The 24,624-nt window shown below is 53.2% G+C and carries 25 protein-coding genes; 10 read left to right on the top strand and 15 right to left on the bottom strand.

What is annotated here, in order from left to right; translation table 11 throughout:
• Positions 1-12: 12 nt before the first annotated feature.
• Both KP806_RS26270 and KP806_RS26265 read right to left on the bottom strand, forming a co-directional pair.
• The gene (locus KP806_RS26270; RefSeq protein ID WP_224726711.1) at positions 13-1,023 is read right to left on the bottom strand and encodes an ABC transporter substrate-binding protein; all 1,011 of its coding nucleotides are present in this window, start codon (positions 1,021-1,023) and stop codon (positions 13-15) included.
• 254 nt (positions 1,024-1,277) lie between these two features.
• Positions 1,278-2,792, bottom strand: a complete 1,515-nt coding sequence (locus KP806_RS26265; protein ID WP_224726710.1) for a carboxypeptidase M32 — start codon at positions 2,790-2,792, stop codon at positions 1,278-1,280.
• Between the two features lie 139 nt (positions 2,793-2,931).
• Between KP806_RS26265 and KP806_RS26260 the strand changes: the two genes are divergently transcribed.
• Entirely contained in the window at positions 2,932-3,249 is a 318-nt protein-coding gene (locus KP806_RS26260; RefSeq protein WP_224726709.1) for an iron-sulfur cluster biosynthesis family protein, read from the top strand.
• Positions 3,250-3,293: 44 nt separating this feature from the next.
• Here the strand turns inward: KP806_RS26260 and KP806_RS26255 are convergent, their stop codons facing one another.
• Complete coding sequence (locus KP806_RS26255) at positions 3,294-3,842, bottom strand: DUF309 domain-containing protein (RefSeq protein ID WP_224726708.1); 549 nt, start codon at positions 3,840-3,842, stop codon at positions 3,294-3,296.
• 137 nt (positions 3,843-3,979) lie between these two features.
• Here KP806_RS26255 and KP806_RS26250 point away from each other — a divergent pair, with 137 nt between their 5' ends.
• The 3 genes from KP806_RS26250 (at position 3,980) to KP806_RS26240 (ending at position 6,777) form a co-directional block, all read left to right on the top strand.
• Entirely contained in the window at positions 3,980-4,408 is a 429-nt protein-coding gene (locus KP806_RS26250; protein ID WP_224726707.1) for a hypothetical protein, read from the top strand.
• Between the two features lie 2 nt (positions 4,409-4,410).
• Positions 4,411-4,689 carry a YxcD family protein gene (locus tag KP806_RS26245; protein ID WP_224726706.1) on the top strand — a complete coding sequence of 93 codons (279 nt, stop codon included), beginning with the start codon at positions 4,411-4,413 and terminating at the stop codon, positions 4,687-4,689.
• A 168-nt stretch (positions 4,690-4,857) separates the two neighbouring features.
• On the top strand, positions 4,858-6,777 hold the full coding sequence (locus KP806_RS26240) for a glycosyl hydrolase family 18 protein (RefSeq protein WP_224726705.1): 1,920 nt from the start codon (positions 4,858-4,860) through the stop codon (positions 6,775-6,777).
• Positions 6,778-6,825: 48 nt separating this feature from the next.
• Here KP806_RS26240 and KP806_RS26235 read toward each other — a convergent pair whose 3' ends face one another.
• Positions 6,826-8,100, bottom strand: a complete 1,275-nt coding sequence (locus KP806_RS26235; protein ID WP_224726704.1) for an ATP-binding protein — start codon at positions 8,098-8,100, stop codon at positions 6,826-6,828.
• A gap of 210 nt (positions 8,101-8,310) precedes the next feature.
• Between KP806_RS26235 and KP806_RS26230 the strand changes: the two genes are divergently transcribed.
• The gene (locus KP806_RS26230) at positions 8,311-8,430 is read left to right on the top strand and encodes a YjcZ family sporulation protein (protein ID WP_224726703.1); all 120 of its coding nucleotides are present in this window, start codon (positions 8,311-8,313) and stop codon (positions 8,428-8,430) included.
• A 150-nt stretch (positions 8,431-8,580) separates the two neighbouring features.
• On the opposite strand, the gene glgP is transcribed toward KP806_RS26230, so the two are convergent.
• From glgP to KP806_RS26215, 3 genes are all read right to left on the bottom strand, one after another.
• Complete coding sequence (glgP, locus tag KP806_RS26225) at positions 8,581-10,752, bottom strand: alpha-glucan family phosphorylase (RefSeq protein WP_224726702.1); 2,172 nt, start codon at positions 10,750-10,752, stop codon at positions 8,581-8,583.
• A 181-nt stretch (positions 10,753-10,933) separates the two neighbouring features.
• Positions 10,934-12,655 carry an assimilatory sulfite reductase (NADPH) hemoprotein subunit gene (gene cysI / locus KP806_RS26220; protein ID WP_224726701.1) on the bottom strand — a complete coding sequence of 574 codons (1,722 nt, stop codon included), beginning with the start codon at positions 12,653-12,655 and terminating at the stop codon, positions 10,934-10,936.
• A 41-nt stretch (positions 12,656-12,696) separates the two neighbouring features.
• Positions 12,697-14,568 (bottom strand): assimilatory sulfite reductase (NADPH) flavoprotein subunit, encoded by a 1,872-nt coding sequence (locus KP806_RS26215; RefSeq protein WP_224726700.1) that lies wholly within the window; start codon positions 14,566-14,568, stop codon positions 12,697-12,699.
• 420 nt (positions 14,569-14,988) lie between these two features.
• On the opposite strand from KP806_RS26215, the gene KP806_RS26210 reads away from it, so the two are divergent.
• A complete protein-coding gene (locus KP806_RS26210; protein WP_224726699.1) occupies positions 14,989-15,342 on the top strand; it encodes a hypothetical protein in 354 nt (117 codons plus the stop codon).
• Between the two features lie 128 nt (positions 15,343-15,470).
• Here the strand turns inward: KP806_RS26210 and KP806_RS26205 are convergent, their stop codons facing one another.
• The 4 genes from KP806_RS26205 to KP806_RS26190 all read right to left on the bottom strand — a co-directional run bounded on the left by KP806_RS26205 (position 15,471) and on the right by KP806_RS26190 (position 17,607).
• Entirely contained in the window at positions 15,471-16,040 is a 570-nt protein-coding gene (locus KP806_RS26205) for a manganese catalase family protein (protein WP_224726698.1), read from the bottom strand.
• 46 nt (positions 16,041-16,086) lie between these two features.
• Positions 16,087-16,350 (bottom strand): spore coat protein CotJB, encoded by a 264-nt coding sequence (locus KP806_RS26200; protein WP_224726730.1) that lies wholly within the window; start codon positions 16,348-16,350, stop codon positions 16,087-16,089.
• Positions 16,350-16,577, bottom strand: a complete 228-nt coding sequence (locus KP806_RS26195; RefSeq protein WP_224726697.1) for a spore coat associated protein CotJA — start codon at positions 16,575-16,577, stop codon at positions 16,350-16,352. Before KP806_RS26195 ends, KP806_RS26200 begins: the two co-directional genes overlap by 1 nt.
• A 76-nt stretch (positions 16,578-16,653) precedes the next feature.
• A complete protein-coding gene (locus tag KP806_RS26190) occupies positions 16,654-17,607 on the bottom strand; it encodes an ATP-dependent DNA ligase (protein ID WP_224726696.1) in 954 nt (317 codons plus the stop codon).
• Positions 17,608-17,755: 148 nt separating this feature from the next.
• Here KP806_RS26190 and KP806_RS26185 point away from each other — a divergent pair, with 148 nt between their 5' ends.
• Positions 17,756-18,589, top strand: a complete 834-nt coding sequence (locus KP806_RS26185) for a deoxyribonuclease IV (protein ID WP_224726695.1) — start codon at positions 17,756-17,758, stop codon at positions 18,587-18,589.
• A 74-nt stretch (positions 18,590-18,663) separates the two neighbouring features.
• Here KP806_RS26185 and araA read toward each other — a convergent pair whose 3' ends face one another.
• The 3 genes from araA to KP806_RS26170 form a co-directional block, all read right to left on the bottom strand.
• Positions 18,664-20,154 (bottom strand): L-arabinose isomerase, encoded by a 1,491-nt coding sequence (gene araA / locus KP806_RS26180; RefSeq protein WP_224726694.1) that lies wholly within the window; start codon positions 20,152-20,154, stop codon positions 18,664-18,666.
• 156 nt (positions 20,155-20,310) lie between these two features.
• Positions 20,311-20,496 carry a hypothetical protein gene (locus KP806_RS26175; RefSeq protein WP_224726693.1) on the bottom strand — a complete coding sequence of 62 codons (186 nt, stop codon included), beginning with the start codon at positions 20,494-20,496 and terminating at the stop codon, positions 20,311-20,313.
• Positions 20,493-21,167: a phosphatase PAP2 family protein gene (locus KP806_RS26170; protein ID WP_224726692.1), complete on the bottom strand. Its 675-nt coding sequence runs from the start codon at positions 21,165-21,167 to the stop codon at positions 20,493-20,495. The genes KP806_RS26175 and KP806_RS26170 overlap by 4 nt, the downstream gene beginning before the upstream one ends.
• Before the next feature lie 84 nt (positions 21,168-21,251).
• On the opposite strand from KP806_RS26170, the gene KP806_RS26165 reads away from it, so the two are divergent.
• From KP806_RS26165 to KP806_RS26155, 3 genes are read left to right on the top strand one after another with little or no spacing between them, the layout of a single operon-like run.
• On the top strand, positions 21,252-22,121 hold the full coding sequence (locus tag KP806_RS26165) for a class I SAM-dependent methyltransferase (RefSeq protein ID WP_224726729.1): 870 nt from the start codon (positions 21,252-21,254) through the stop codon (positions 22,119-22,121).
• Entirely contained in the window at positions 22,118-22,846 is a 729-nt protein-coding gene (locus KP806_RS26160; protein ID WP_224726691.1) for an RluA family pseudouridine synthase, read from the top strand. Before KP806_RS26165 ends, KP806_RS26160 begins: the two co-directional genes overlap by 4 nt.
• 2 nt (positions 22,847-22,848) lie before the next feature.
• Complete coding sequence (locus KP806_RS26155; RefSeq protein ID WP_224726690.1) at positions 22,849-24,120, top strand: CapA family protein; 1,272 nt, start codon at positions 22,849-22,851, stop codon at positions 24,118-24,120.
• Between the two features lie 14 nt (positions 24,121-24,134).
• Here the strand turns inward: KP806_RS26155 and KP806_RS26150 are convergent, their stop codons facing one another.
• Entirely contained in the window at positions 24,135-24,536 is a 402-nt protein-coding gene (locus KP806_RS26150) for a MarR family winged helix-turn-helix transcriptional regulator (RefSeq protein ID WP_224726689.1), read from the bottom strand.
• Between the last annotated feature and the right edge of the window lie 88 nt (positions 24,537-24,624).

The following is a 24,624-nucleotide window of genomic DNA, read 5'->3' as shown; positions in this document are numbered from 1 at the left end:
TTCCGTTAGCGGTCATTTCACCGCATCGATCGCTTTTTCGGCAAATTCGGTATTTACGATTTCGCTGTGCTCGGTCCGTTTTTCGAGCTCGCCGGCAGAGGTCATCACATCGAGCAAATTGTTCCATTCCGCCTCGTCGATAACCGGATCCGACGCGAACGAGCCCTGCTGCTTGTAGCGGTCGATCGAGCTGATCAAAATATCGCGGTCCACATTTTCGAAATAAGGCAGCACCGTATCCGCAATCGCTTCGGCCGAATTCTCGTTCACCCAGAGCTGGGCTTTGTGGACGGCGTTCGTAAACGCCTGAACCGTCTTGCCGTTTTTACCGATATAGCTTTGCTTAGCCATAAATACGGTGTAAGGCAGATGGCCGCTTTCCGCTCCGAAGGACGCAACGACATGGCCCCTTCCTTCCTTCTCGAATATCGAAGCCGTCGGTTCAAACAGCTGCACATAGTCCCCGGTTCCCGATGAGAAAGCCGCCGGAATGTTCGCGAAATCGACGTTCTGAATCAGCTCCAGGTCCGCATGCGGATCGATGCCTTTTTTCTTCAGGGCGAATTCGCCCGCCATTTGCGGCATGCCGCCCTTTCTTTGGCCGAGGAACACGCTCCCCTTCAAGGAGTTCCAGTCGAATCCGCTTACAGCCTCTCTGGCCACGAGAAAGGTGCCGTCGGTTTGCGTCAGCTGGGCGAAGTTGATAATCGGATCGTCCGAGCCTTGCTGGTATACATAGATGGAGGTTTCGGAGCCGACCAATGCGACGTCGATCACGTTCGAGAGCAAGGCGGTCATCGTTTTGTCGCCGCCAGGCGTTGTAGTGAGCTCTACGTCCAGCCCTTCTTCCTCAAAAAAACCTTTTTCGATCGCTACATACTCAGGCGCATAAAATAACGACCGCGTCACTTCGCCGATCCGGACCTTCGTCTTGCCCGAATCACCGCTGCCGCAGCCTGCAAGCACTGCCATAGAAGCGAGCGCCGCCGCCAGCAGCAGCGACATCCATTTACGTCCTTTCATGTTCGTCCCTCCAGCACATTCGCGTTTGATTGAATTACATTAGCCTATGCGCAGGACAGTTGGGCGGTGAATGCGGAATGCGTGAACGGCAGCCGGCGTTCCTGTCAGGTACTTGCCCGTTTCGCGATGCAAGGAAAAGCCTGTAAATGTTTACATTTTCAGCCTTGAAGATGCATACAAAAAAAGCTGCCCGCATGACGTCCGATGGCGTGCGGGCAGCTTCCCTTGTTTAAATCGGGGTTTGATTACAATATTTACAGCTTGTAAATATCCTTATATTTGTTAGTCAAATAGGTAACGAGGTACTGCGGATCAAGCGGCTTGCCCGTCACGTTCTGAATTAGCTCCGACGGCGATCTCAGCTTGCCGTATTTGTAAATCCGCTCCGTCAGCCACTGCTTGATCGGCAGCAAATTGCCGTCCTCGACCAGCTGCCAGAAGCCCTGCAGCTCTCGTTCCATCGTATCGGCGAACTGGGCGGCATACATGTTGCCGAGCGAATAGGAAGGGAAATAGCCGAAGGCGCCGCCCGACCAATGGACATCCTGCAGCACGCCCTCCGCGTCGGAAGCCGCCGTAACGCCCAAGTATTCCTTGTACTTGTCGTTCCATAGCGCAGGCAGATCGGCTGCCTTCGCTCCTTCGTTGAAGATCAGCTTCTCCATTTCGTACCGGATAATAATATGCAGGTTATAGGTCAATTCGTCCGCTTCGATCCGGATAAGAGACGGCTGAACGACGTTATTCCCCCGGTAAAACTGGTCGACGGTAACGTCCAGCTGGCCCGGGAACCGGCTTTGCAGCTCGGCGAAATAACGATTCCAGAACGGGCGGCTGCGGCCGATCACATTTTCCCAGAAGCGGGACTGCGACTCATGGATGCCCATTGACGTCCCCGTGCACAGCGTCGTGCCGATCAGCTCTTTCATAATGTTCTGTTCATAAAGAGCGTGCCCGCCTTCGTGAATCGTGCCGAACAGGGCGCTCGTCACATCGTCCTCCAGATAACGAGTCGTAATCCGGACATCGCCAGGACTGAGACCCGTTGCGAACGGATGGACGCTTTCGTCCAATCGGCCCGCTTCGAAGTCATAACCCATTTGCTTCAATATGTAAAGACTGAAATCCTTTTGCGACGCTTTATCGTATTTCTGACGCAGGAACGTCGTGTCCGGCTGATGCGGCGAAGCTGCGATCGCTGCGGCAAGCGGCACGAGCTGAGAACGCAAGCCGCCGAACACCCGGTCCAGCTCGCCGACGGTCATGCCGGGCTCGTACTGGTCGAGCAGCGTATCGTACCGGGTTTCCTTCGCGCCCCATAAATCGATGAACTGGTTGGTGTATTGAATCACCTTTTCCAGATAGGGCTGGAAGCCGGCATAATCGTTATTTTCCTTCGCTTCCTCCCACTTCGATTCCGACTGTGAGGCCAGCACGACGTATTCCTGATAAAGCTGAGGCGGAATTTTGACGCTTCGGTCGTAATCCTTGCGGGTTTCCGCCACCAGCCGCCGTTCAATTTCCGTCAAGCCGGCATTTGTCCCGCCTTCCTCCAGCACGGCCAGCCATTCCCCGAGCTCCGGCGAGGTCGACAGCTTGAACATATCCCCCGACAAGGCGCCGATCGCCTCGGATCTGGCATCCATCCCTTTGCGGGGCGCGCCCGTGCGCAAATCCCAATAGAGGACGCCCAGCGCTTCCTCGTAGCTCTTGATTTTTTTAATCGTTTCCTTAAAGCTTTGCAGCGCTTCCGCCTGTTTTGCCGCCATCGGTATTCCGCCCTTCCCTTTCGAATGAAATTGCATTCCATACATTGGAACTTAACTTGATCTTACTTATTTCGCTCCGTATAATCAACTTAAACCTGACGTCATCATTTACGCTGCGCAAGAAAGAGAGGATTGACCTATGCATCTTACCTTTACCGAATCGGCTGCCCTGCGGCTAAAGCCCTATCTGAGCGACGGAACCCGGCATTTGAAGCTGCTCCACGACACCGAGGGCTGCGGATGCGTCGTGAGCGGAGTGCCGGCACTGTCCCTGATCGGAGAGCCGTCGGTCGACGACAAGCTCGCCCAGGGCGACCCGTTCCCGTTCTACTACGAGCCCCGGCACGAGGTCTATTACGAGCCGAAAATGAAGATCGATTACGACCCGGTTCAGGGAAGCTTCAGCCTTAAGAGCGACAGTCAAATTTATACGACTCATTTGCGTCTGATCGGCTAGCCGAATCGCAATCCGCTGCTATGAAAGAAGGAGCGACGCGGCTCTTATGCTTTGCCGCCGCGCTCCTTTTTTTTGTCCGCCAGTGCAGACTGCCTGGCCGCTACGACTTCCGAGCGGTCCCGCAGCTTATGCCGGTGAATCACTCCGGCATCCTCCAGCCTGCTCGGCTTCCCCCAATCCAAGCCGCGTTTTACGCACTCGGCTTCGCATTCGCTCCGTAACTCCGTGCTGGTAATCAACAAATCAAGATCCGTGTAGAAGCCTCCGTCCAAAGATTCGTCCCGGCTCAGCTGCGACGTCCGCCGGGCCAGCTGCTCCAGCAGCCTTTGCTTATCCAAACCGATCGTATCGATTGGCGCGGCAGACAGCTTCGCTTCCGCCTTCATAAGCATCTTTAAAGCGCCTCGCCGGTTGCCGCGCCGCTCATGATACAAGCCGACCGCCAGCTGGATCAGGCCTACCCATGTTTCGGACAGCGGATCGCCGGGATGCTCCTTCCAATATTCCTCCAGGAGCTCGTGGCATTCGAAATAATCCCTCGACGCATGAAATTCAACCAGAAAACAAACGTAGGCATGCGGGAATGTCTTCATTTTGAGCCTCCTGACCGCTTATATTTTCATAAACCGAAACCGACAATAGTATAATAGATGAAACCTTCGTCTATCTTAGCCGTAATGACACCAGTTGGCAATGCAGCAACTACGACACCAAGAAGGAGAACGATCAGATGAAAAAAGGATTTATGGTTTTACTGGCCGCAGCATTGTTTTTCACGCTGGGATTTGGCCAATATGCCGACGCAAAACCCCGGGGCGGTCTGAAATCACCTAAACAGAGCTATACGCAAACCCCGAAAAAGAACGAAAACACGAGCGAGACCAACACAGGCGCCAGGACAGGCACAACGCCGGGAACAACGGCCGGTACGACAAAGCCGGGATTGTTCGGCGGCGGCAGCTTAATGAAAGGCTTGATGCTGGGCGGCTTGGCCGGCCTTATGTTCGGCGGCTTATTCGCAGGCATGGGCGCTCTGGGCAGCATTCTCGGATTGATGATAAACCTGCTGGCGATTTTTGCGGTTATCATGCTCATTCGCGCCGCCTTCGTTTATTTTCGCAATAAGCGGGGCACGCCGGATCGGAGGAGACCCTACTAATCGTGCGGATCTATTCGGACGAAATCATTAACGCCATCTGCATGCACATGGCGCAGCGCCGCGGCGTCAAGCCGACGGACGTGGAAGTGCAGCTTTCCTGGGAGGAAGAATACGGCTTCACCGCAGAGGTCTGGGTAAACGGACGGAGTCAGTATATTATCGAAGCCAACATTTTGGAAGCGATAGAGCAGTACATGTATCAGCAATACAACAGGCGGGTTTTCCGCTCCGGCATCAAGCTTGATGCCGACGAACAATTTTGGGCGGACATTGAAGAATAGCCCGGATGCGAGGCATCCACCAGCCGTACGTTATCCTCTGGATAACCCGGCCGGTGGATGCTTTTTTTATAAGATGGACGGTAATCTGAAAAATTTCTAATGGACAGCAACCGCCGCTCTCTTTTTGCGTCTATTAATAGACTGCGAGAGGAGTGTGGTAGAAAAAGGATGAGAACAAAAATAACCGCGGCCATTGCGCTGCTCTTGTTCTTCCAATCGATGCTGGCAGGCATCACACCTGCTGCGGGCGCGGCTGCGGGCAAGATGACCATGTACAGGGTATACCAGAACGACAAGGCTCTGAAGGAATTTCAAACGGAAGCGCAGGCTGTCTCTTACGCAAGATACTACGCATACAGCCACGTGGAAACGATATCCGGACGAAGCTGGGTATGGGACAATTTCCCCCGCTACAAGCTTTATCTGAACGGCATCTCCAGCGCCAAATGGGAGTTCAGAACTTACGCACAAGCCTTGTCCGCGGCCAAAGGACTGCAAAACGTACATATTCGAGATCTTGAAAGTATAGGCTGGGTTTATCAGTCCTATGCGAAATTCAGGCTGTACCAGGGAGACCGGACCTTGGCCGGCTGGTCCTTCCTCACATTGGATGCGGCCAAGCAGGAAGCGAAAAAATGGAATAATGCCCATGTCATCGATTTATCCTTGAACAGCTGGGTGTGGGACAATTTGACGGCATCGCAAAAAAAAGCGCAGCGTGCAGCAAAGCCCGTTTATCAGATTATCGTCGATGGCCAGCCTGTTCAAGACGCTAAGCTGTATGCATTCCTTCAGGACGCCATCGCCGCGGCGGCGAAGATCAGCGGAAGCGAAGTACGAAACACGGCGACGGGAGCAACGGTCCATTCCAATGTTCCGAAGTATACCGTCAAGCAGAACAATAAATACATTGGCGCCTTCATCGGACTCGATGCCGCCGTGCAATACGCCAAAAAATACGCGAATTCGGAGGTTGCGGCCGGAGACGTTACGCTTTGGACTTCTATTCCTTATCTGTCGGTCTATCAGCGCGATAAAAAGCTGAAATCGTTCCATACCCGCGGAGCCGCAATCAATTACGCCAAATATTATGCGAACAGCTCCGTTCGGCATGCCGACGGACGCACGATTTGGAGCAATGCCAAGTCGCTAGTCTATTTGGGCTGGAACGGCAGCGCTTCCAGCGAAACCGTCGTCGGCCACGTTGCGGGTACACAAGGGCTGACGATCGATTCGCCGACCTGGTTTGAATTGTCTGCGGCTGACGGAACGATAAAGGATACGTCGGACCCGGCAGTCGTCGCCGCCTTCAAGGAGCAAGGCATTCAAGTGATGCCGCTCGTGCATAATCAGTTCGACCGGAAACTGACGACGGCGTTTCTGAAAAATGCGGAGGCGCAGAAGCAGTTCATCGTTAAGCTCGCCGACCGGTTGAAAGAGCTTGGAGCGGCAGGTGTCAATGTAGATTTTGAGGAGGTAGCCGGGGCGGACAGGGCGGCTTTCACCGCGTTTGTTGCGTCGCTTGCCAAGGCGGTCCATGCCAAAGGCTTGAAGCTGTCTATCGATCTGCCGCGCGGCAGTGCAAGCTGGAATCATCTAACCGCTTATGACCATGCCTCGCTTGCGTCAATCGCCGATACCATCGTCATTATGGCCTACGACGAGCACTGGAGCGGCAGCGGTACGCCGGGCTCCGTATCAGGTCTTGCATGGGCGGAGGAAGGCGTCAGGCAATTTCTCGACTACGGCATCCCCCGCAGCAAACTGATGCTGGGCATTCCGTTTTACGTCAGGGAATGGAAGCTGGACGGTACGGGCAAGCTTGTTGGCAATCGTGCCATCTATATGAAAGAGGTGCCCAAGCTGGTGGCCGAGACGAATGCCAAAGGCGTTCTCGATCCCGTATCGGGCCAAATGAAATATACGTATGTGAAGGACGGCTTTACCTACCTGCTGTGGGCGGAAACGGAAGCAACCGTCAAGGCCCGCATCCAAATCGCCAAAAAGTACGATCTTGCCGGGGTAGCCGCATGGCGATTAGGCTACGAGAGCGCGGACTTATGGACGATGATGCTTCGGATGAAATGATGAATGAAGCCTCCCCAATGCCACTTGCGGCTATTTGGGGAGGCTTTGTTATTTTCCCGGCTGATAAGCCGGCAGACGGATTTTAACCTTTGTGCCTTTGCCGGACTCGCTCTCGAAAGTCAGCTTACCGCTCATCGCTTCGATAATCCGGTTGGTAACGAGCAGTCCGAGGCCTGTCCCCGTGCTCTTTGTCGTGTAAAATGCGGTCCCGATCTGCTCAAGCTCGTCCTTCGTCATCCCAATGCCGGTATCGATAATTTCTATGTATATATAATCATTCCGGTAAAATGCATTCACCGTAACCTCGCCTGTCTCCGGAATCGCTTCTACGCCGTTTTTGATCAAGTTCAACATCACCTGTGTAAGCTTCGGCTTGTCCGCCAACACAAAAAGATCGGTCTGATTGCAATTTAATTGAATCTGCACATTCTGGATCAAGCTGTATGAATTCATAATCTCAAGGGACCCCTGCAAAAAAGCGGATACGTCAATCCGTTCAAGCTGGTCCGCCTGCGGCTTTGCCAAATTCAAATAATCCGTAATAATAAATTCGGCTCTGTCGAGCTCGGACAGTGCAATGTTCAAATATTCCCGTTTTTTGTCGTCGACGGTCTCTTTCAGCAGCTGAAGAAATCCTTTGACGACAGTGAGAGGGTTGCGTACCTCATGGGCCACCGACGCGGCGATCTGGCTGACGATTTTCAGCTTCTCGCTGCGCTCCAGCTCCTCCTTCAGCATCGCGCTCTCGATCATATGCTCCTTCAGCAGCGAGGAAATAGCCATTCCGATTAAAGAAACAAGACCGGTCATTGTAAACACATATGCGTCATACGGCCGGTCATCCAGCGACAGCTGGTGAATGCTCAGGTACAAATACAACAGACCGAACGCAACCGCAAGCGAGGCGGCACACAGTCCGATGCTAACGGCGATTCTTTTAAACGACGAGTATTTGGGGAAAGCCTTGACGAACAGGAAGCTAGGGACATTACAGAGCAAAACCCCGAGCAGCCCTTCCATTAAGGCGTCTCCGCCGAGATGGATCCGGAAAGCAACGGCCAGCGCCGCTGCTATGATGCCCGGCAACGGCTTGCCGCCGCTGTAAACGATTGCGATAATCAGCGGAATGTTTCTCAGGTCCAATTGAAAGCTCCCGATGACGTTGACAGGCAGAGCCATGCAAATTGCGGCGGCCGTTCCAAACATAATGCCGCTAATCGCCTGGTAGCGAAACGAATCCGATTTCTTCCTGGAGAAAAAGAACTGTTGAATAAAGATTGGAAACAATATGATAATGAGATGTATGAACAATTGATTGATCATCTGTAATGAATTGTTGTCCTCTCCTTATGTATTTATAGTTCTTTTGAACTAATCTTTAGTTGTATAATAACATAATTCATATATTTTAATCATTAATAAATTTAATTTTTATCGTTTAGGCCAATGTCATTCCCGTACAAACACCCAAGCATCAGGGCGAAACGGAGCATAACATACAGAGTACTAAGACCCTAGGAGGTGCATTGAATCATGTCCGGAATTGTCGGTGGCGCGTTCAATAACACTGGTGCTATTTTGGTCCTGTTCATTCTGTTGGTGATCATCGCGTGCAGCTGCGGCTTCTTCGGCGGCGTAGGCTGCGGCTACTAATCGCAGCAGCAGATCAACCTGTGCTCCAGTCATCATGCATTGTGCAATATTCGATTTCGGAAAGCCCGCTAAGCGGGCTTTCCGAGTTTCAATCTTCAGGCAGCGGCGATCAGGAAAAGGAACGGCAGGATGACGTCCCTTCGCGCTATCCTATTCTCCCCATGCAGAAAGTTCCATTTCGAAATCGTTCGTGAATTCGCTGCTGATCGGCACGACCCGGATATTGGCGTTCGAATGCAGGAAGGCGTCATGCTTATCGCAGCAGGAGCCTTCAAACCTGTATAAGCCGTTATCCAGCTTCTCGGCTGCTTTCAGCCTAACCTTCCATATTCCCCCGTTACCGTCAGAGCCGACAACCTCGACCCTGACATCCTTCTCCCAGATCGGCCCTAGATCGACCAGCACTTGAAAAAACGTTTCCGTAAAGCCGATACGCGTACCCTGTGTGGAATAAGCATTCGGCTTATTTACACGCACATGCTTCCACTGCTCGCGGATAAAAGCTTTGTACGCGCTTACCCGTCCGGCAATTTCGAAATTGTTGGCGGCGAACCTTCTGCCGCGCTCGATCGTCGGAACGTAGATTTTGCTCCAGTAGTCGCTGACCATTCTTCCCGTATTAAAGCGCGGAGCCAGCGTGCAAATGGACTCTTTCATCCGGTTCACCCAGCCTGACGGGAGCCCTTGTTCGTCACGGTGATAATACAGCGGAACGATTTCCTCCTCGAGCAGACGGTAAAGCTTGCCGCTGTCCACTGAGGCCTGGTGCTCGGAGCTGCCTGCCATTTCCCCTTCGATCGCCCAGCCGTTGCGGCCGTTATAGCCTTCATTCCACCATCCGTCCAGGACGCTCAGGTTGAGCACTCCGTTCATGGCCGCTTTTTGCCCGCTCGTTCCGCTTGCCTCCATCGGCTTAACCGGCGTGTTCAGCCAAACGTCGACGCCTTGGACAAGCCATTTTGCGCTGTCCATATCATAGTTTTCCATGACCCGGATACGGCCTTTAAACCGCTCCGTGTTGGATAATTCAACGATTCTGCGGATCAGCTGCTGGCCGGGGAAGTCGGCGGGATGCGCTTTGCCGGCAAAGACGAAACAGACCGGCCGCTCGGGATCGTTCACGATCCGGTCCAGGCGGTCCAGATCCTGAAAAATCAGCAAAGCCCGTTTATAAGTGGCAAACCGCCTCGCAAACCCGATCAAAAGCGATTCCTGAGGATAGCGCATGTCCGTAAAGCCCAATCTGCGGATCATTTCCCCTTTAATCTTTTGATGCTCTCTCCAGAGCCGCCCAGCAGGAATCTCCCGGACCGGCGTCCATACCGCCGGATCGGATGCCTGTCTTTCCCAATCCGGCTGCAAATAATCGCTCAGCATCGCTTTCAGGTCCGGGGATATCCACGTACCGATATGAACGCCGTTCGTGACCGATTCCACCGGAATATCCTGCTCGGGAATATGAGGCGTCCACCTGTGGAACAGCGCTTTTGTCACTTTTTCGTGAAGCTTGCTTACGCCGTTCACCCGGGAGGAGGTATTCATGGCCAGGCGCGTCATGTTGAACTCTTCCCCTTGTCTGCCCAGCTCGATAACCGTATCCCGGTCTGCGCCAAGCTGCCAGTAATAATCGCCGAAATAATGGTCGATCATGGAGATGCTGAATTTATCGTGTCCGGCGGGCACAGGTGTGTGTGTAGTGAAAACGGTGCTTGCCTTTACCGCTTCCTTGGCCGTCTCAAAGCTGACTCCCGAGGCCGAATACTCGCGAATCCGCTCAAGCGTCAGAAACGCCGAATGCCCTTCGTTCAAATGCCACACGTCCGGCCGGATGCCGAGCGCATGCAGCAATCTCACACCGCCGATGCCCAATATGATTTCCTGTATGATCCGGACGTTCGGATCGCCAGGATACAGATTGTCGGTCAATCTGCGGTCATGCTCATCGTTTTGTTCCGTATTCGAATGCAGCAAATATATAGGAACCTGCCCGACGCGCAAGCACCAAGCCTTGAGATAAACGCTGCGGGAAGCGACCGGTACTTGTATGATCAGCGGATTTCCGGAGGCATCGGCCACTCTTTCGAGCGGCAGCTTGCCCGGATCGAGCTCCGGGTAAAGGTGCTCTTGTACCCCGTCCTCGCGAATCCGTTGTTTGAAATATCCTTTTTGATAAAACAAGCCGACCCCCACTAACGGAAGACCGAGCTCGTTTGCAGCTTTAATATGATCTCCGGCCAGAATGCCAAGCCCGCCCGAGTAAATCGGTAAAGATCCATCAATCCCAAACTCCGCAGAAAAATACGCTACGCTGGTTGACATCATAATCACCTCATCCTTACTCTGGTGTCTTGCAATCCTTCCGACTTACAGCATCAGCTTTCACATCTATAAAGCATATGACGGCCCAGCCCGGATTTGTCTATTTACGAATAAAAAAGATTCCCGCCCGCGCCTTCAAGCAGCGCGAGCGGGAATCTCGCATTCGGTATTCAAATCAATCGAATCAGCTGTGGAATTCCGTACCGTCGTGAACAGCCTTAACGTACCCTGCTCGGATGACGAAATCGCCGAAATGCTCGCCTTCGTTCCGTTCTTTTGCATAACGCTGGATAATCGGCTTCAGCGTATCAACGATTTCCTTCTCGTCGATGTTCTCACGATACATCTTGCTCAGCCTTTCACCGGAAAAACCGGCGCCCATATACATGTTATATTTGCCGGGCGCTTTGCCGATAAACGAAATTTCGCCGAGTGCCGGCCGTGCGCATCCGTTCGGGCAGCCGGTCATCCGGATATTAATTTCCTTGTCGCGCAGGCCCGCTTCATCGACGATCAGATCAAGCGTATCGACGAGCGAAGGCAAGTAACGCTCGGCTTCAGCCATCGCCAGCCCGCAAGTCGGCAGGGCGACGCAGGAAAGCGAGCTTCTGCGAAGCGCGGACAGATGCGCTCCGTCGGTCAGGCCGTATTTCTCGGCCAGCTCGTTGATTTTGCGTTTTTTCTGGGCGGATACGTTCGCAATGATGACATTTTGATTTGCGGTAAGACGGAAATCTCCCGTATGGATTTTCGCGATTTCACGCAAGCCCGTCATCAGCTGATGCTCGCCCTCGTCATGGATACGTCCGCTTTGGACGTAAAGCGTTAAATTCCATTTGCCGTTTGTGCCCTTCACCCAGCCGTAACGGTCGCCGCTGTGCTCGAAATGGAACGGACGCGCTTCTTCAAGCTGCCAGCCCATGCGGTCATGAAGCTCTTTCACAAACCAGTCCAAGCCGTGACGGTCGATCGTGTATTTGAAGCGGGCGTTTTTGCGCACGGAGCGGTTGCCGTAATCGCGCTGGATCGTAACCGTCTTCTCCGCAACGTCGATAATTTGTTCCGGCCTGCAGAAGCCGATCACTTTGGCCAGCTGCGGATACGTAGCGGTATCGCCGTGCGTCATTCCCATGCCGCCGCCTACCGCGACGTTAAAGCCGGCAAGCTTGCCGTTCTCGATAATCGCGATATAACCCAAATCCTGCGAGAACACATCCACATCGTTGCTTGGAGGAACGGCCAAGCCGATTTTGAATTTGCGCGGCAGGTATACCGGTCCGTAAATCGGCTCGACCTCGCCGACGACCTCGCTGCTCTCGACCTTCTCGCCGTCCAGCCAAATTTCGTGGTATGCCGGCGTGCGCGGAGCCAGGTGATCGGTAAGTTTGCGGGCATATTCGTACACTTCGGCATGGAATTCGGATTGGTACGGGTTCGGGTTGCTCATGACGTTGCGGTTGACGTCTCCGCATGCAGCAAGAGTAGTCAGCAGTGTGTCGTTAATTCCCTTAATCGTCTTCTTCAAATTCCATTTCAAAATGCCGTGCATCTGAAACGCTTGGCGTGTCGTTACACGCAGCGTATTGTTCCCGTATTTTTGAGCCAGCTCGTCAAGCACGAGCCACTGCTCGGGCGTTGCCACTCCGCCGGGAGCAACGACCCGGAGCATGAACTGGTAAGCGGGCTCCAACTTCTGCTTTTCGCGCTCATTGCGCAAATCACGGTCGTCCTGCATGTAGCTGCCGTGAAATTTCATCAAACGGTTCTCGTCCTCAGGCAAGCCGCCGGTTAAAGGCTGCGCAAGCATTTCGACAAGATCGCCGCGCAAGTAATTGCTTCTGCTCTTGATATGCTCAACCTCGCTTGGAGGACCGCCAATCGGCTTCACCAATTGATCATTTGCCATTATTGCTTTCCCCTCTCGTTTCCATCAGTCAGACCCATTTCTTAATACACGTCGCGCTGATAGCGCTGCTGCTCCTGCAGACCGGACAAATAAGCCGCCGCGTCCTCAGGGCTCATTCCGCCCTCGTGAGCGATAATATTGATCAGCGCGGCATTCACGTCATGCGCCATATGTTTCTCGTCGCCGCAAACGTAAATGTGCGCGCCCTCCTGGATCCATTTGAACACTTCGCTGCTGTTCTCCAGCAGGCGGTTCTGTACGTATACCTTCTCTTCGGAATCACGGGAGAAAGCAACGTTCATTCGCGTCAGCGAGCCTTCTTTCAGCATCCGCTGCCAGTCGGTTTGATACAGGAAGTCGGTCACAAAATGGCGGTCGCCGTAGAACAGCCACGTTTTGCCTTCCGCTCCGATATCTTCGCGCTCCTCCATGAAAGCGCGGAACGGCGCTACGCCAGTTCCCGGTCCAATCATGATGACCGGCGTATCCGGATTCGCCGGCAGCTTAAAGTTCGGATTGTTCTGAATGAATACCGGAATCGTATCGCCTTCCTGAAGACGCTCCGCAGCGTGCACCGAGCATACGCCGTAGCGCTGTCTGCCATGCGACTCGTATCGTACCGCCCGGATCGTCAAATGCACCTCATCCGGATTAGCTTTAAAGCTGCTTGCAATGGAATAAAGTCTTGCAGGAAGCTTGCGCAAAATCGAAACGAAGTCGCGCGCCGATGCCTGCCAAGGCGCAAAATCCTGTACCAGGTCTAGCAGGTCGCGTCCTTCGGTATAGCTTTTAAGTTCCTTCTCGTTGCCGGCGGCGAGAAGCTCCTGCAGCTTGCCGTTCGAGGAAAGTTTCGCAGCCTGCTCCAGCAGCGGCTTTGTCAATACGGTAATTTCATAGTGATGAAGCAGGGCGTCGCGAAGCGTGCTCTCTTCGCCCTTTTTATTAACAGGAACGGATTCGTCAGCCGAATAGCCAAGCTCGCGGATCAGAGAGTCAACGAGCTCCGGATGGTTCTGAGGTACAACGCCCAGGCAATCTCCCGGCTCGTACTGCAGACCGGAGCCTTCCAGAGACAGTTCAAGATGGCGGGTTTCACGATCCGAGCCGCGTCCGTTCAAATTGATATTAGCGAGTACCTCGGCGTGAAACGGATTGGTGCGCGAGTATTCGGACGGTGAAGCAGCCGGCTCGGCTTCGACCAGCACGGCCGCAGCCGCTTCCGCCGCTGCCGGCGAGCTGAACCGCGCGGCCAGAGCGTTCAATACGTTGCCGATCCACTCCGCAGCCGGCTCGTCATAATCCAAATCGCAATCGACGCGCGGAGTCAGGCGGCTGCCGCCAAGCTCCTCGAGGCGCTTGTCGAAGTCTTTGCCGGTTTGGCAGAAAAACTCGTACGACGTATCGCCGAGCGCCAGCACCGAGAAATGCAGGTTTTCCAATTGCGGCGCACGCTTGCTGAACAAAAATTCGTGGAAGGAAATCGCGTTGTCCGGCGGCTCCCCTTCTCCATGCGTGCTTGCAACAATTAGAAGGTTCTCCACCTTCTTCAAGCCGTTCGGCTTGAACTTGTTCATGGCCGACAGGGTAACCTGAAAGCCGTTTTCTTCCAGCTTGCGCGCAAGGCTGCCCGCCAGACGCTGGCTGTTGCCGGTTTGCGACCCGAATAGAACCGTCACTTCGCGCGAAGCCGCGGAAATGCTTACCTCCGGTACAGGAGACGCCGCTGGCGCCGCCGGCGGTGCGGAGACGACTTGCAGTGCCGTTCCGGCCGGAACCGACTCTGCGGCTCTGAAATAAGCGGACAAGTAGCCGCTTAGCCATACATGCTGTGATTCCGTTAACGTTGGCAGCAAGCGGTTAAGAAGCTCAACCTGCTCCTGGCTAAACGGACTGTTCGTTACTTGAAGTTGCAACAAAATCCACCTCGCATCGACATAAAATCTTATTCTTTTACATGCTCTAAGTTTAACAATCAAGTATTATCCTATCGCATTAGTGGTAAACGTTCAATGTGCAACTTTCGGCTATTTCCGTGCGGTTTGCTTCAAATATCCACATAATGGATAAAACGCCCCTTTTTTGCCCTGATTTCACCCCTTAATCACCTAAAATGATTATTACCATTAGAAAAAGTGATAGCCGTTTTTTGCGGCTGCGAGCTCCCAATACCGCCTCCTGCACCATCCGCTCCCGGCGGCGTGCGATTCCATTACCTTTTCCGTCACAAAAGGAAGGAATTCAAGCGTTTACAAAATGAGAAATTTGAGATAAAATTCTTTATAGCGAATTCAATCGTTCTTTATTGATGCACAGTCGGGGAAGGTGTTGATGACATGTCCAAGTTAGTTAAAGTTTTTTGTCTGGCTTTATTGCTGAGCGTCTGTCTGTTTCCGGCTTCCGCATTCGCTTCATCCAATCATTCATCCTCGAGTGACAAGAAAAACCTGCTCAGCAGTATTTTTTCCATCTTTTCTTATTCCTCATCCGCAAACAATTACAACTACTCCAACTACGAGAGCCAAAATAACGATTATGGCGATAAGAATAAAAACAACAACTGGGGCTTCGATTTCGATGATCTCTTCGATTGGTTCGACGATAAAGACGACTGGTGGAAGGACTTACCTAACTGGGATGACTACAAAACGGATTCCTTCAAGCTTTGGGAAAAATATTATTGCTGGTAAGCGCATCCAATAACGGAACGCCTCTGGACCGCCAGAGGTTTTTTGCGCTGCTCCAACACGCGGTACAAAACAAAAAACCCGCAGAAATGCGGGCTCCCCTTGAACCATATCCATTTGTATAAGTCCGGTCAAAAAATAGTTTTCTGGTCGCGCTGCTCCTTCAATATTTCCACCGCTTCGCGGAATCGTAAGGAATGGACGATTTCCCGCTCCCTCAAAAATTTCAGGCTGTCCTGCAGATCCACATCGTCTGTCAGATCGATCAGCCACTGGTACGTAGCCCTCGCCTTTTCCTCGGCCGCAATATCCTCGTACAGGTCTGCGATCGGATCCCCTTTCGCTTGAATATAAGCTGCGGTCCACGGCACCCCAGATGCGTTCTGATAAAACAGGGCATTATCGTGGGCTGCGTAATGATCCCCGAGACCGGCAGCTCTCAGCTGCTCCGGCGTTGCATCCTTCGTCAGCTTGTAAACCATCGTCGCAATCATTTCAAGATGGGCAAACTCCTCGGTTCCGATGTCCGTCAGCAGCCCGATAACCTTATCCGGTATCGTATACCTCTGGTTCAAATACCTCAAAGCGGCGGCAAGCTCGCCGTCCGCTCCTCCGTACTGCTCCAATAAAAACTTGGCCATTAACGGATCGCATTTACTGACGCGGACCGGGTATTGCAGCTTTTTTTCGTAAACCCACATGAATGGCGCCTCCTTTCCGGGTGACGGGACTGTTCGCTCAAATCCTTCAAACCTGCCAAGGCCACGGAGCCTCGTTCCAGCTCCAAGGCACGCCGGACGGGCTTTGACCGAAAGACTTTAGCGGACCGTATTTTGATTCGTATACCGCAGCGATTTTTTGCCGAAGCTGCCCGTACTGATTATATTGCGCAATGGCGGCCGTATCGTCCGGGTGGGTATCCAAATACAGAGTCAGCTCCACCAGCACAAAATCGACGGCCTGCAGCTCGTGAAGCAGCCTGTAATATTCGTCGTCAAGGACGATGGCCATCAATCTTCCCCCTCCTCGCTCCTATTCGACTTGGATTGGTAAGGACTGTACAGCGCAGGCCAAAGCGTTCCGAGCTTCAAGGCTTCGAACGGGGTAAATTGCGGCCAATTCGGCGGCTGGAACGGAATAAACAATTGCGGCGGCGTACTGTAGCTTTTCACTCGGATGGGCGGGCAAGGATCCGTAGGACTGATGAAAGGCTTATAATAACGCACCTGATCCTTCACTTTCGCAGATCTCCTCTCCATAACGTACTTCACTCAATAGCCTATGCGGCCCGGCTTGGGCAACATGACGAAGAGGTCATAAAGAAGAAAGCTGGTCAACCGTACATTCGGTTTTGTCTATCTCCACGATGCCTTGAATGCTCGGATGCCGCATCGTTCCTCCGGGAGTTAATTCGAGATATTCGACCTTAACGGTCAGCTCGGGCCGGACCCATACGGCGTCCTTCGACCTTTCCGGCACATTGCTGAAAGGAATCCGGTCCAATTGCAAGTCCTTTGCTTTTTCCGTGAGCATCGACCAATCCTTCCGGGTCAATTTACCTGTGCCGGCATGGCCGATATAGATCAGATCCCCGTTATTTGTGAAAATGCCAAGCAACAGGGCGTTGACGGTCTTATCACGATAAGTTACCCCGCCGACAACGGCGTTAAGATCATGAAACACCTTCTGTTTTCTCCAACGTCCGTCTTTTCCGTTGATCGGATAAGTACTGCCTAAATCTTTATATACGACGCCTTCCATCCGATACTGCTTCATCATCTCAAACAGGGGCGTCCCGTCAGGGTAATTTTGCACGATTTGTATGTTCGGCTGCGGAATCATAATGTCCTCGAGCAATGCCTGACGCTCGGCCAGCGTTTGTTCGGTTACCCATTCTCCATTAAGGAACAATACGTCAAAAACCATATATGTGATGGGTGCTCGTACGGAAGCTTGTTTGATTTTCATAGGCAGCTTCAAGCGGTCCCTCTTCATGACTTCGTAGAAGGAAGGTTTCTTCTGATCGAAAGCAATGACTTCTCCGTCGAGAATGACGGATTGGGCTTTGCAAAATGCGTTTACGTCAAGGAGCTCAGGGTACTGCAGCGTCCGTTCATTCATTCGCCGGTTAATAAGCCTGGCGGTGCTGCCGTCGTAATAAAGAAGAATCCGCACGCCATCCCACTTGATTTGTGCGACCCAGTTGTCCCCGGCCGGAGGGGTGGAGATGCTAACAGGCTCGAACGGATAAACGGGTTTCAGCTCCAAACGAACTCCTCCCTATTCATTTTATATTTTTAAGATAAAACAAGTTTGCCCTTACCGGGGCCTCGGAATAACAAGAATCATTTTGGCTGGGCAGTGGGAGGATAAAGAGTATTCGCTAGACGAAAAAATGTTCTGCAGGAGGAAGAAAATGCTGCTCGGAAGCCATGTGTCGATCAGAAACGGCTATTTGTCCGCGGCCAAGGAAGCGGTGAGCCTGGGAGCAAAATCTTTCCAATATTTTCCCAAAAACCCGCGAAGCCTGTCCGTGAAAAGCTTTGATCGCCGGAATGCGGAGAACTGTTCCCGTTACTGCAAAGAGCATGGATTGGTATCGGTGGCCCATACTCCCTATCCGACCAATTTGTCGGTCGAAGATCCGGTAATGCGGGAAGTGACGCTTCGTTCGCTCCTAAACGATCTGGACATTACGGAGGCGTGCGGATCCGTCGGCCTCGTCGTCCATTTTGGCAAATATAATGGCTCCGACCCTCTGCAGGGATACCGGTTGATGATCGATATGCTGAACCAAGTGCTGATGGACTGGGACGGAAACGCCAAGCTGCTTATAGAAAATATGGCCGGACAAGGGGGCAAAATGGGGATTACGCTGGAGGAGCTGGTGCAAATCCGTCGACTGACGCAGGTGCCCGAAAAAATCGGATACTGCTTCGATACGTGCCATGCGTTCGCAAGCGGGTTATGGACAGGGGATAACTGGAGCGCGATTATGGAGAAGGGAACGGAGCTCGGATACTTCGACAATCTGAAAGCGATCCATCTGAACGATTCCGTCTATCCCGGCCGATCGTTTAAAGATCGTCACGCGAATGTCGGCAAAGGATACATCGGGGAGCGATCGATAAAGGAATTGCTGAACGCAAGTGGATTGACGGAGCTCCCGTTTATTCTGGAAACGCCGTACTCCGCGGATTATTCCCACCGGGAAGAGCTGCGATATGTCCATTCGCTTATTGCAAAATAACTAACCTCAAGCAGCTCCTCACGTCGGCCAAAAAAACGCCCAAGCCAATCGGCTTGGGCGTTCAGGTGTCCGGATTAACGGATGCGGTAGCTTAGATCGTTCCAGCGAATCTCATTGCGGAGTCCACGGACGGTCGAATTTTTGTCGATGACGACGGTTTCGATGCCGACCAGATCCGCCCAGTCCACAAGCTGTTCCGTCTTCACGACGTAAGAGAATACGGTATGATGCGCGCCGCCGGCATAAATCCAGCCTTCAGCCGCGTCGCGAAGCGACGGCTGAGGCTTCCACAGTACGCGGGCAACCGGAAGCTTAGGCATCTCTTTCGCAGGTTTTACCGCGTCGACTTCGTTAATAATGAGGCGGAAGCGGTTGCCGAGATCGATCAGGGATGCGTTAAGAGCAGCGCCGGAGCGGCCGTCGAACACGATACGGGCCGGGTCGGCTTTGCCGCCGATGCCAAGCGGGTGCACTTCGATCTTCGGACGGTTATCGGCAATTGTCGGACATACTTCAAGCATATGGGAACCGAGCACCAGCTCGTTGCCTTCTTCAAGATGGTAGGTGTAATCCTCCATGAAGGACGTACCTTTGTTGCCGGCCATGATCTTCATCAGACGCGTGAAAGCGGAAGTTTTCCAGTCGCCTTCGCCGCCGAAGCCGTAGCCCTGCTCCATCAGACGCTGAACGGCAAGTCCAGGAAGCTGCTTCATGCCGTGCAGGTCCTCGAACGATGTCGTGAACGCGGAGAAGCCGCCCTCCTGCAAGAATGCTTTAAGTCCGAGCTCGATTTTCGCCTGTTCCCCGATGGCGGCCCAGGATGCCGGATTGCTGCGAGTTTCGGAGGAAATGTCGTACAATTCGCTGTATTCCTCGAGCAGACGCTTAACCTCTTCATCCGAAACCTCGTTCATGCGGGCAACCAGATCGCCGATGCCATAGCCGTTAATCGACCAGCCGAATTTGATTTGCGCTTCGACCTTGTCGCCTTCCGTAACGGCTACCTGGCGCATGTTGTCGCCAAAGCGGGCAACCTTCAGGTTACGGCCTTCATTGTAGGCGATCGCCGTTGACATCCAGCTTCCGATACGGGAACGTGTCTCGCCGTTTTCCCAGTAACCCGTAACGACTTTACGCTCAAGGCCAAGACGGGCGAAAATATGTCCGTATTCGCGGTCGCCGTGCGCCGATTGGTTCGTATTCATGAAATCCATATCAATCGAATCCCATGGAATGTCGCGGTTAAATTGGGTATGGAGATGGAGCAGCGGCTTGCGCAGCTCGGATAAGCCGTGAATCCACATTTTTGCCGGCGAGAATGTATGCATCCAGGTGATCAGACCGCCGCAGCTTTCGTCAGCGTTCGCTTCCAGGCAAAGCTTGAAAATATCTTCAGGTGTTGTTACTACAGGCTTGAATACGATCTCTTGCGGAATAGCGGAATCATCGTTCAACGAAGCCGCAATGATCCGGGAATGCTGGGCAACTTCCTCCAACGTTTCCGGACCGTACAAGTGCTGGCTTCCGGTAACAAACCAAAACTGATAAGGCTTAACTTGCAACATGAATCGGTTCCTCCTCAACTATTAACTTGTACGGACATTAGTGCTAGTTATCATTGGCATGACGCAGCACTTGTACATACAACTTGACGTACGTTTATAATACTCCGAAAGGAACCGCATTTCAATACGCTCGCTGCAAAAAAATCAGTTGTACGGTCAAATTTGTTCAAGCCTGTACGTATATCCGCAAAAAGAGCAGCGAAACAATACGCTTTTGTCCCCTATCGTGAAGGTCAGCCTGTCGTCGTCCTCGATCTCGACATACTCTCTTCCATGCTCGTCCCGGTCTCCCGTTGCGAACAACGCGGTTTTGTTTCCGCATTCGCATTCAAAGTTCATCATCGTTTCGCTGCTCCCTTTCTTCGTTCGGCTGCTTGTAAGACAAGCATTACCAGGCTGATCGTCGCGAGCCCTGCGGCATACCCGCCCAAAATATCCGATATGTAATGCACATGAAAATAAACGCGGCTTAATCCCATCAATCCGATAAAAATAACAGCTGCCGCAGCCGCTCCGGCTTTGACAGCGCGGCCCGATCGGGCCGACAGAATGACCGTCAGCGCAATGAGTCCGAACATGACGAAGCCCAGCATAGCATTGCCGCTCGGGAAGCTTGCGCCGTCGGCTTCGATCCCCCAGGCGGCCACTGGCCGGGCACGCTCGAACGCCGATTTGAGAAGGCTGTTTAGCAGGTAGGCGGCCGCCATGCCAGCCAAGATCGCAACGCCCCGCTTCCAGCCTTGCGCGATCCAGACCGCGGCGGCCGCGATGAGCGTCATCCCCGCAATAGCAGCCGTACTCCCAAAATAGGATAAAATCGTAAACATTCCGGTCATGCCGTCGCTTTTCCAACCCGACATCCAGGCTTCCGCCCATTGATCGAGCCGGCTGCCTCCGGCCTCCGGAATCGTTGCGGCAAGCGCTGCGAAAGACACTAAACTTACTAATAATACCGATATCCAGCCTGTCCTAATCTTCTGAATAAATACCCGCCTCCGTTTGCTTCGTTTCATTGCTTCATCGTGTCAGCTTCGATATAATTATCGATGACATTTATTATAATACAAAATCGGCGTCAAGGAAGGATTTAGAGAATGATGTACATAGCAGATAAATGGGTGGATTACGAGGTTATCGATACGGGCGGAGGCGAGAAGCTGGAGCGCTGGGGCCGATATACGCTGCGCCGCCCGGATCCTCAAATTATATGGCCGATCGAGAACGAAACCGGCCTGTGGAAAAAAGCGGACGGTCACTACCACCGCAGCAGCTCCGGTGGAGGACAATGGCAAATGAGTCCTTCCCTGCCTGAGCGCTGGACGATTTCCTATGGCGAGCTCAATTTCCATATCAAGCCGACCAATTTCAAGCATACCGGTTTATTTCCGGAGCAGGCCGTTAACTGGAGCTGGATGATGGACAAAATCAGAAACGCCGGCCGGCCGATCCGCGTGCTTAACCTGTTCGCCTATTCGGGAGGCGCGACCGTAGCCGCCGCTGCCGCCGGTGCGGAAGTCTGCCACGTCGACGCGGCCAAAGGAATGGTCCAGTGGGCGAAAGAGAACGCGCAGCTGTCCGGGCTGGAATCCGCTCCGATCCGGTACATTACGGACGATGTGTTCAAATTCGTGCAGCGCGAGCAGCGCCGCGGTAAGCAATACGATGCGATCATTATGGATCCGCCTTCTTACGGCCGCGGGCCGAACGGCGAGACGTGGAAGCTGGAGGATAACTTGTACCCGTTTCTGCAATCGTGCACGACGATTCTCTCCGAGCGTCCTCTCTTTCTGCTGATCAATTCCTATACGACCGGTCTTTCACCGTCCGTGCTCCACAACCTGCTGCATCTGACGATGAAGGGAAAGTACGGCGGTGAAATCAACTGTGGGGAAATCGGACTGCCGATTACGAAATCCGGCTTGAATTTGCCATGCGGCATTCTCGGACGCTGGGAGTCGAAGGAATGAGCATACCGGTGCTGTATGAGGACAATCATGTACTCGCCGTCGTGAAGCCTCCCGGCATTTTGTCCCAAGAGGACGATACGGGAGATCCCGATATGCTCACCCTTCTCAAGCAGGATTTGAAGGAACGGCATCAGAAGCCGGGGAATGTCTTTCTCGGCCTGGTGCACCGTCTTGACCGGACGGTCGGAGGAGTCATGGTATTCGCCAAAACCTCCAAGGCTGCATCCAGGCTGTCCGAATCCGTGCGCAGCCGGAACTTCGGCAAAACGTATGTATGCGTCGTGCAAGGAGCGCCCGCACCGCAGAGAGCCAGACTGACCCATTACATCCGTAAGGACAGCAGGCTGAACCAGGTAAAGGTATTCGATAAGCCTGCCGCAGAGGCGAAGGAAGCGGTGCTGGACTACGAAACGGCTGCGGCTTCCGGCCGCTATTCTCTCGTCGCCGTCAAGCTCCATACCGGCAGACCCCACCAAATCCGGGCGCAGATGGCCCGGATCGGCTGTCCGCTTGTCGGCGATTTGAAATACGGTGCCAAGCCGGTCGCCGGCATCTCGGATATCGCCTTGTGGTCGACGTCGGTTTCGGTTCCGCATCCGGTTACGAAGGAATGGATAATATTCCGCTCCATACCGTCCGGCTCGAACGCTTGGGACTGGTGGACGGCGGAGCAGCTTGAGACCGCTTCCGCCTTGACTCTCGGCAAATCTGAAAGGACGTCATGACGATGCGACGATACAGGAACAGAAAGCACATACGCTGGCAGCTTGCCCTGTTGATTTTAAGTCTGGCTGGTCTGACGTTCCTGTTTCTCATGCCTGACGATAGCGGCTCTGGGCCTTCGCCAACCGCTCCGTCCCCCTCGGAAACGACTCAATCGAATGAAACCGCCATGCCTTTTCCATCACTTTCTCCGCCGCCGGCAGAGACGGCAATGCCAACCGCAACGCCCAAGCCCCAATACCAAGAAGCCCTCTGGATCGGCGTCGGTGATGTCATGATGCATAGGCCGCAGCTGCCAGGGGCTTATAATAAGAAAACGGGCAAGTACAATTTCGATTCTTTTTTCTCGGAGGTCAAACCGATATTGTCAGAGGGCGATTGGGTCATCGCCAATTTAGAAACGCCGGTAGCCGGCAAGGAGTTCGGATATACGGGATACCCGATGTTCAACGCTCCGACCGAGCTGGTTGAAGCGTTGAAGAAAGCCGGTTTCAATTTGCTTACGACCGCCAACAATCACTCGCTGGATAAGGGTGAAAAAGGGGTTCTTCGCACGCTGGAAAATTTGAAGAAGATCGGCCTGCCTTCCGTCGGAACGGCTGCGTCGCAGAAGGAAGCGGACCGTTTGCTCTTATCCGAAAAGAACGGAATCGTCATGGGCATTGCCGCATACACGTACGGCACAAACGGCATTCCGGTTCCCGAGGGCAAGCCTTATCTGGTTTCTATGATTGACGAGGAGAAAATGAAAGAGGACATTAATCGGCTGCGGGATGCCGGGGCTGATTTGGTTACGTTGTCGCTCCATTTCGGTATCGAATACCAGACGTCTCCGAACGAGGAGCAGAAGCGTTTGGCCAGAGCGCTCATCGCTGCCGGCGCCGACATTATCGCAGGCTCGCATCCGCATGTCGTGCAGCCCTATGAAATCGTAGAAACAACAGACGGCAAGGGCCGTGCAAGAAAAGGACTCATTATCTATTCCATGGGAAATTTCATATCCAATCAACGGGGAGAGACCAAGGATTACGGCGTCATCTTTAAAGTCAAGATCCGCAAAGAGACGACAAGCGGCTTGATCGAGCTAAAGGACGTAGAGGCTATACCTACTTGGGTTCACCGCTACAAGCCGGATCAGGCGTACCGGTACCGCATACTGCCGATCGACGATACGGTATCTGCCGCAAGCGACAAGCTGCTGACGAAAGCCGATTACGTTACGCTTAAGAAATACGGCGAGCTGCTTCGCAACCGGCTCGATTCCATGAAGCAATAAGTCCCGTCTTTTGTTTAATTCGCAACCTTGCCCAGCAAGTAAACGAGCAGCTGCTGGTTGTGAGAGGAAATGCGGTCCAGCGATTGCTCAAGCATTTGAGTCCGAATCGCTGTTCCGCGTTCAGCCTCCGATTTGCCTTTCTCCGATACCGACACCCACACAATTCTGCGGTCATGGTCATCCCTGGTCCGAACGATCAGCTCATTGCGCTCCATCCGGTCAAGCAGTGTCGTAATCGCCGCCGGCGTAGTCGATAAGTACTGCAGCAGATCCGACGGCTTCATCGGCTGATGCTCAAGCAGCAGCTCCAGCACGTTCAGCTGCCCTTCGGTAAGAGGCGCGAGCGAATGCTCCATGTTCATCTTCCACTCCCGCGTAAGCTTCACCCACAAACGGTTAAACTCATTCGTTACCATGCTTCCACACCTGCTTCCTGTTCATAATCGCCTATTCAAGTTAATTATACCAGTCTTCCATGTCGAATAAAAGGTTAACCCGATTAAT

This window comes from Paenibacillus vietnamensis (genome assembly GCF_020169515.1).
GTDB classification, from domain to species: domain Bacteria; phylum Bacillota; class Bacilli; order Paenibacillales; family Paenibacillaceae; genus Pristimantibacillus; species Pristimantibacillus vietnamensis.
This window is presented reverse-complemented; position numbering and strand designations above follow the sequence as displayed.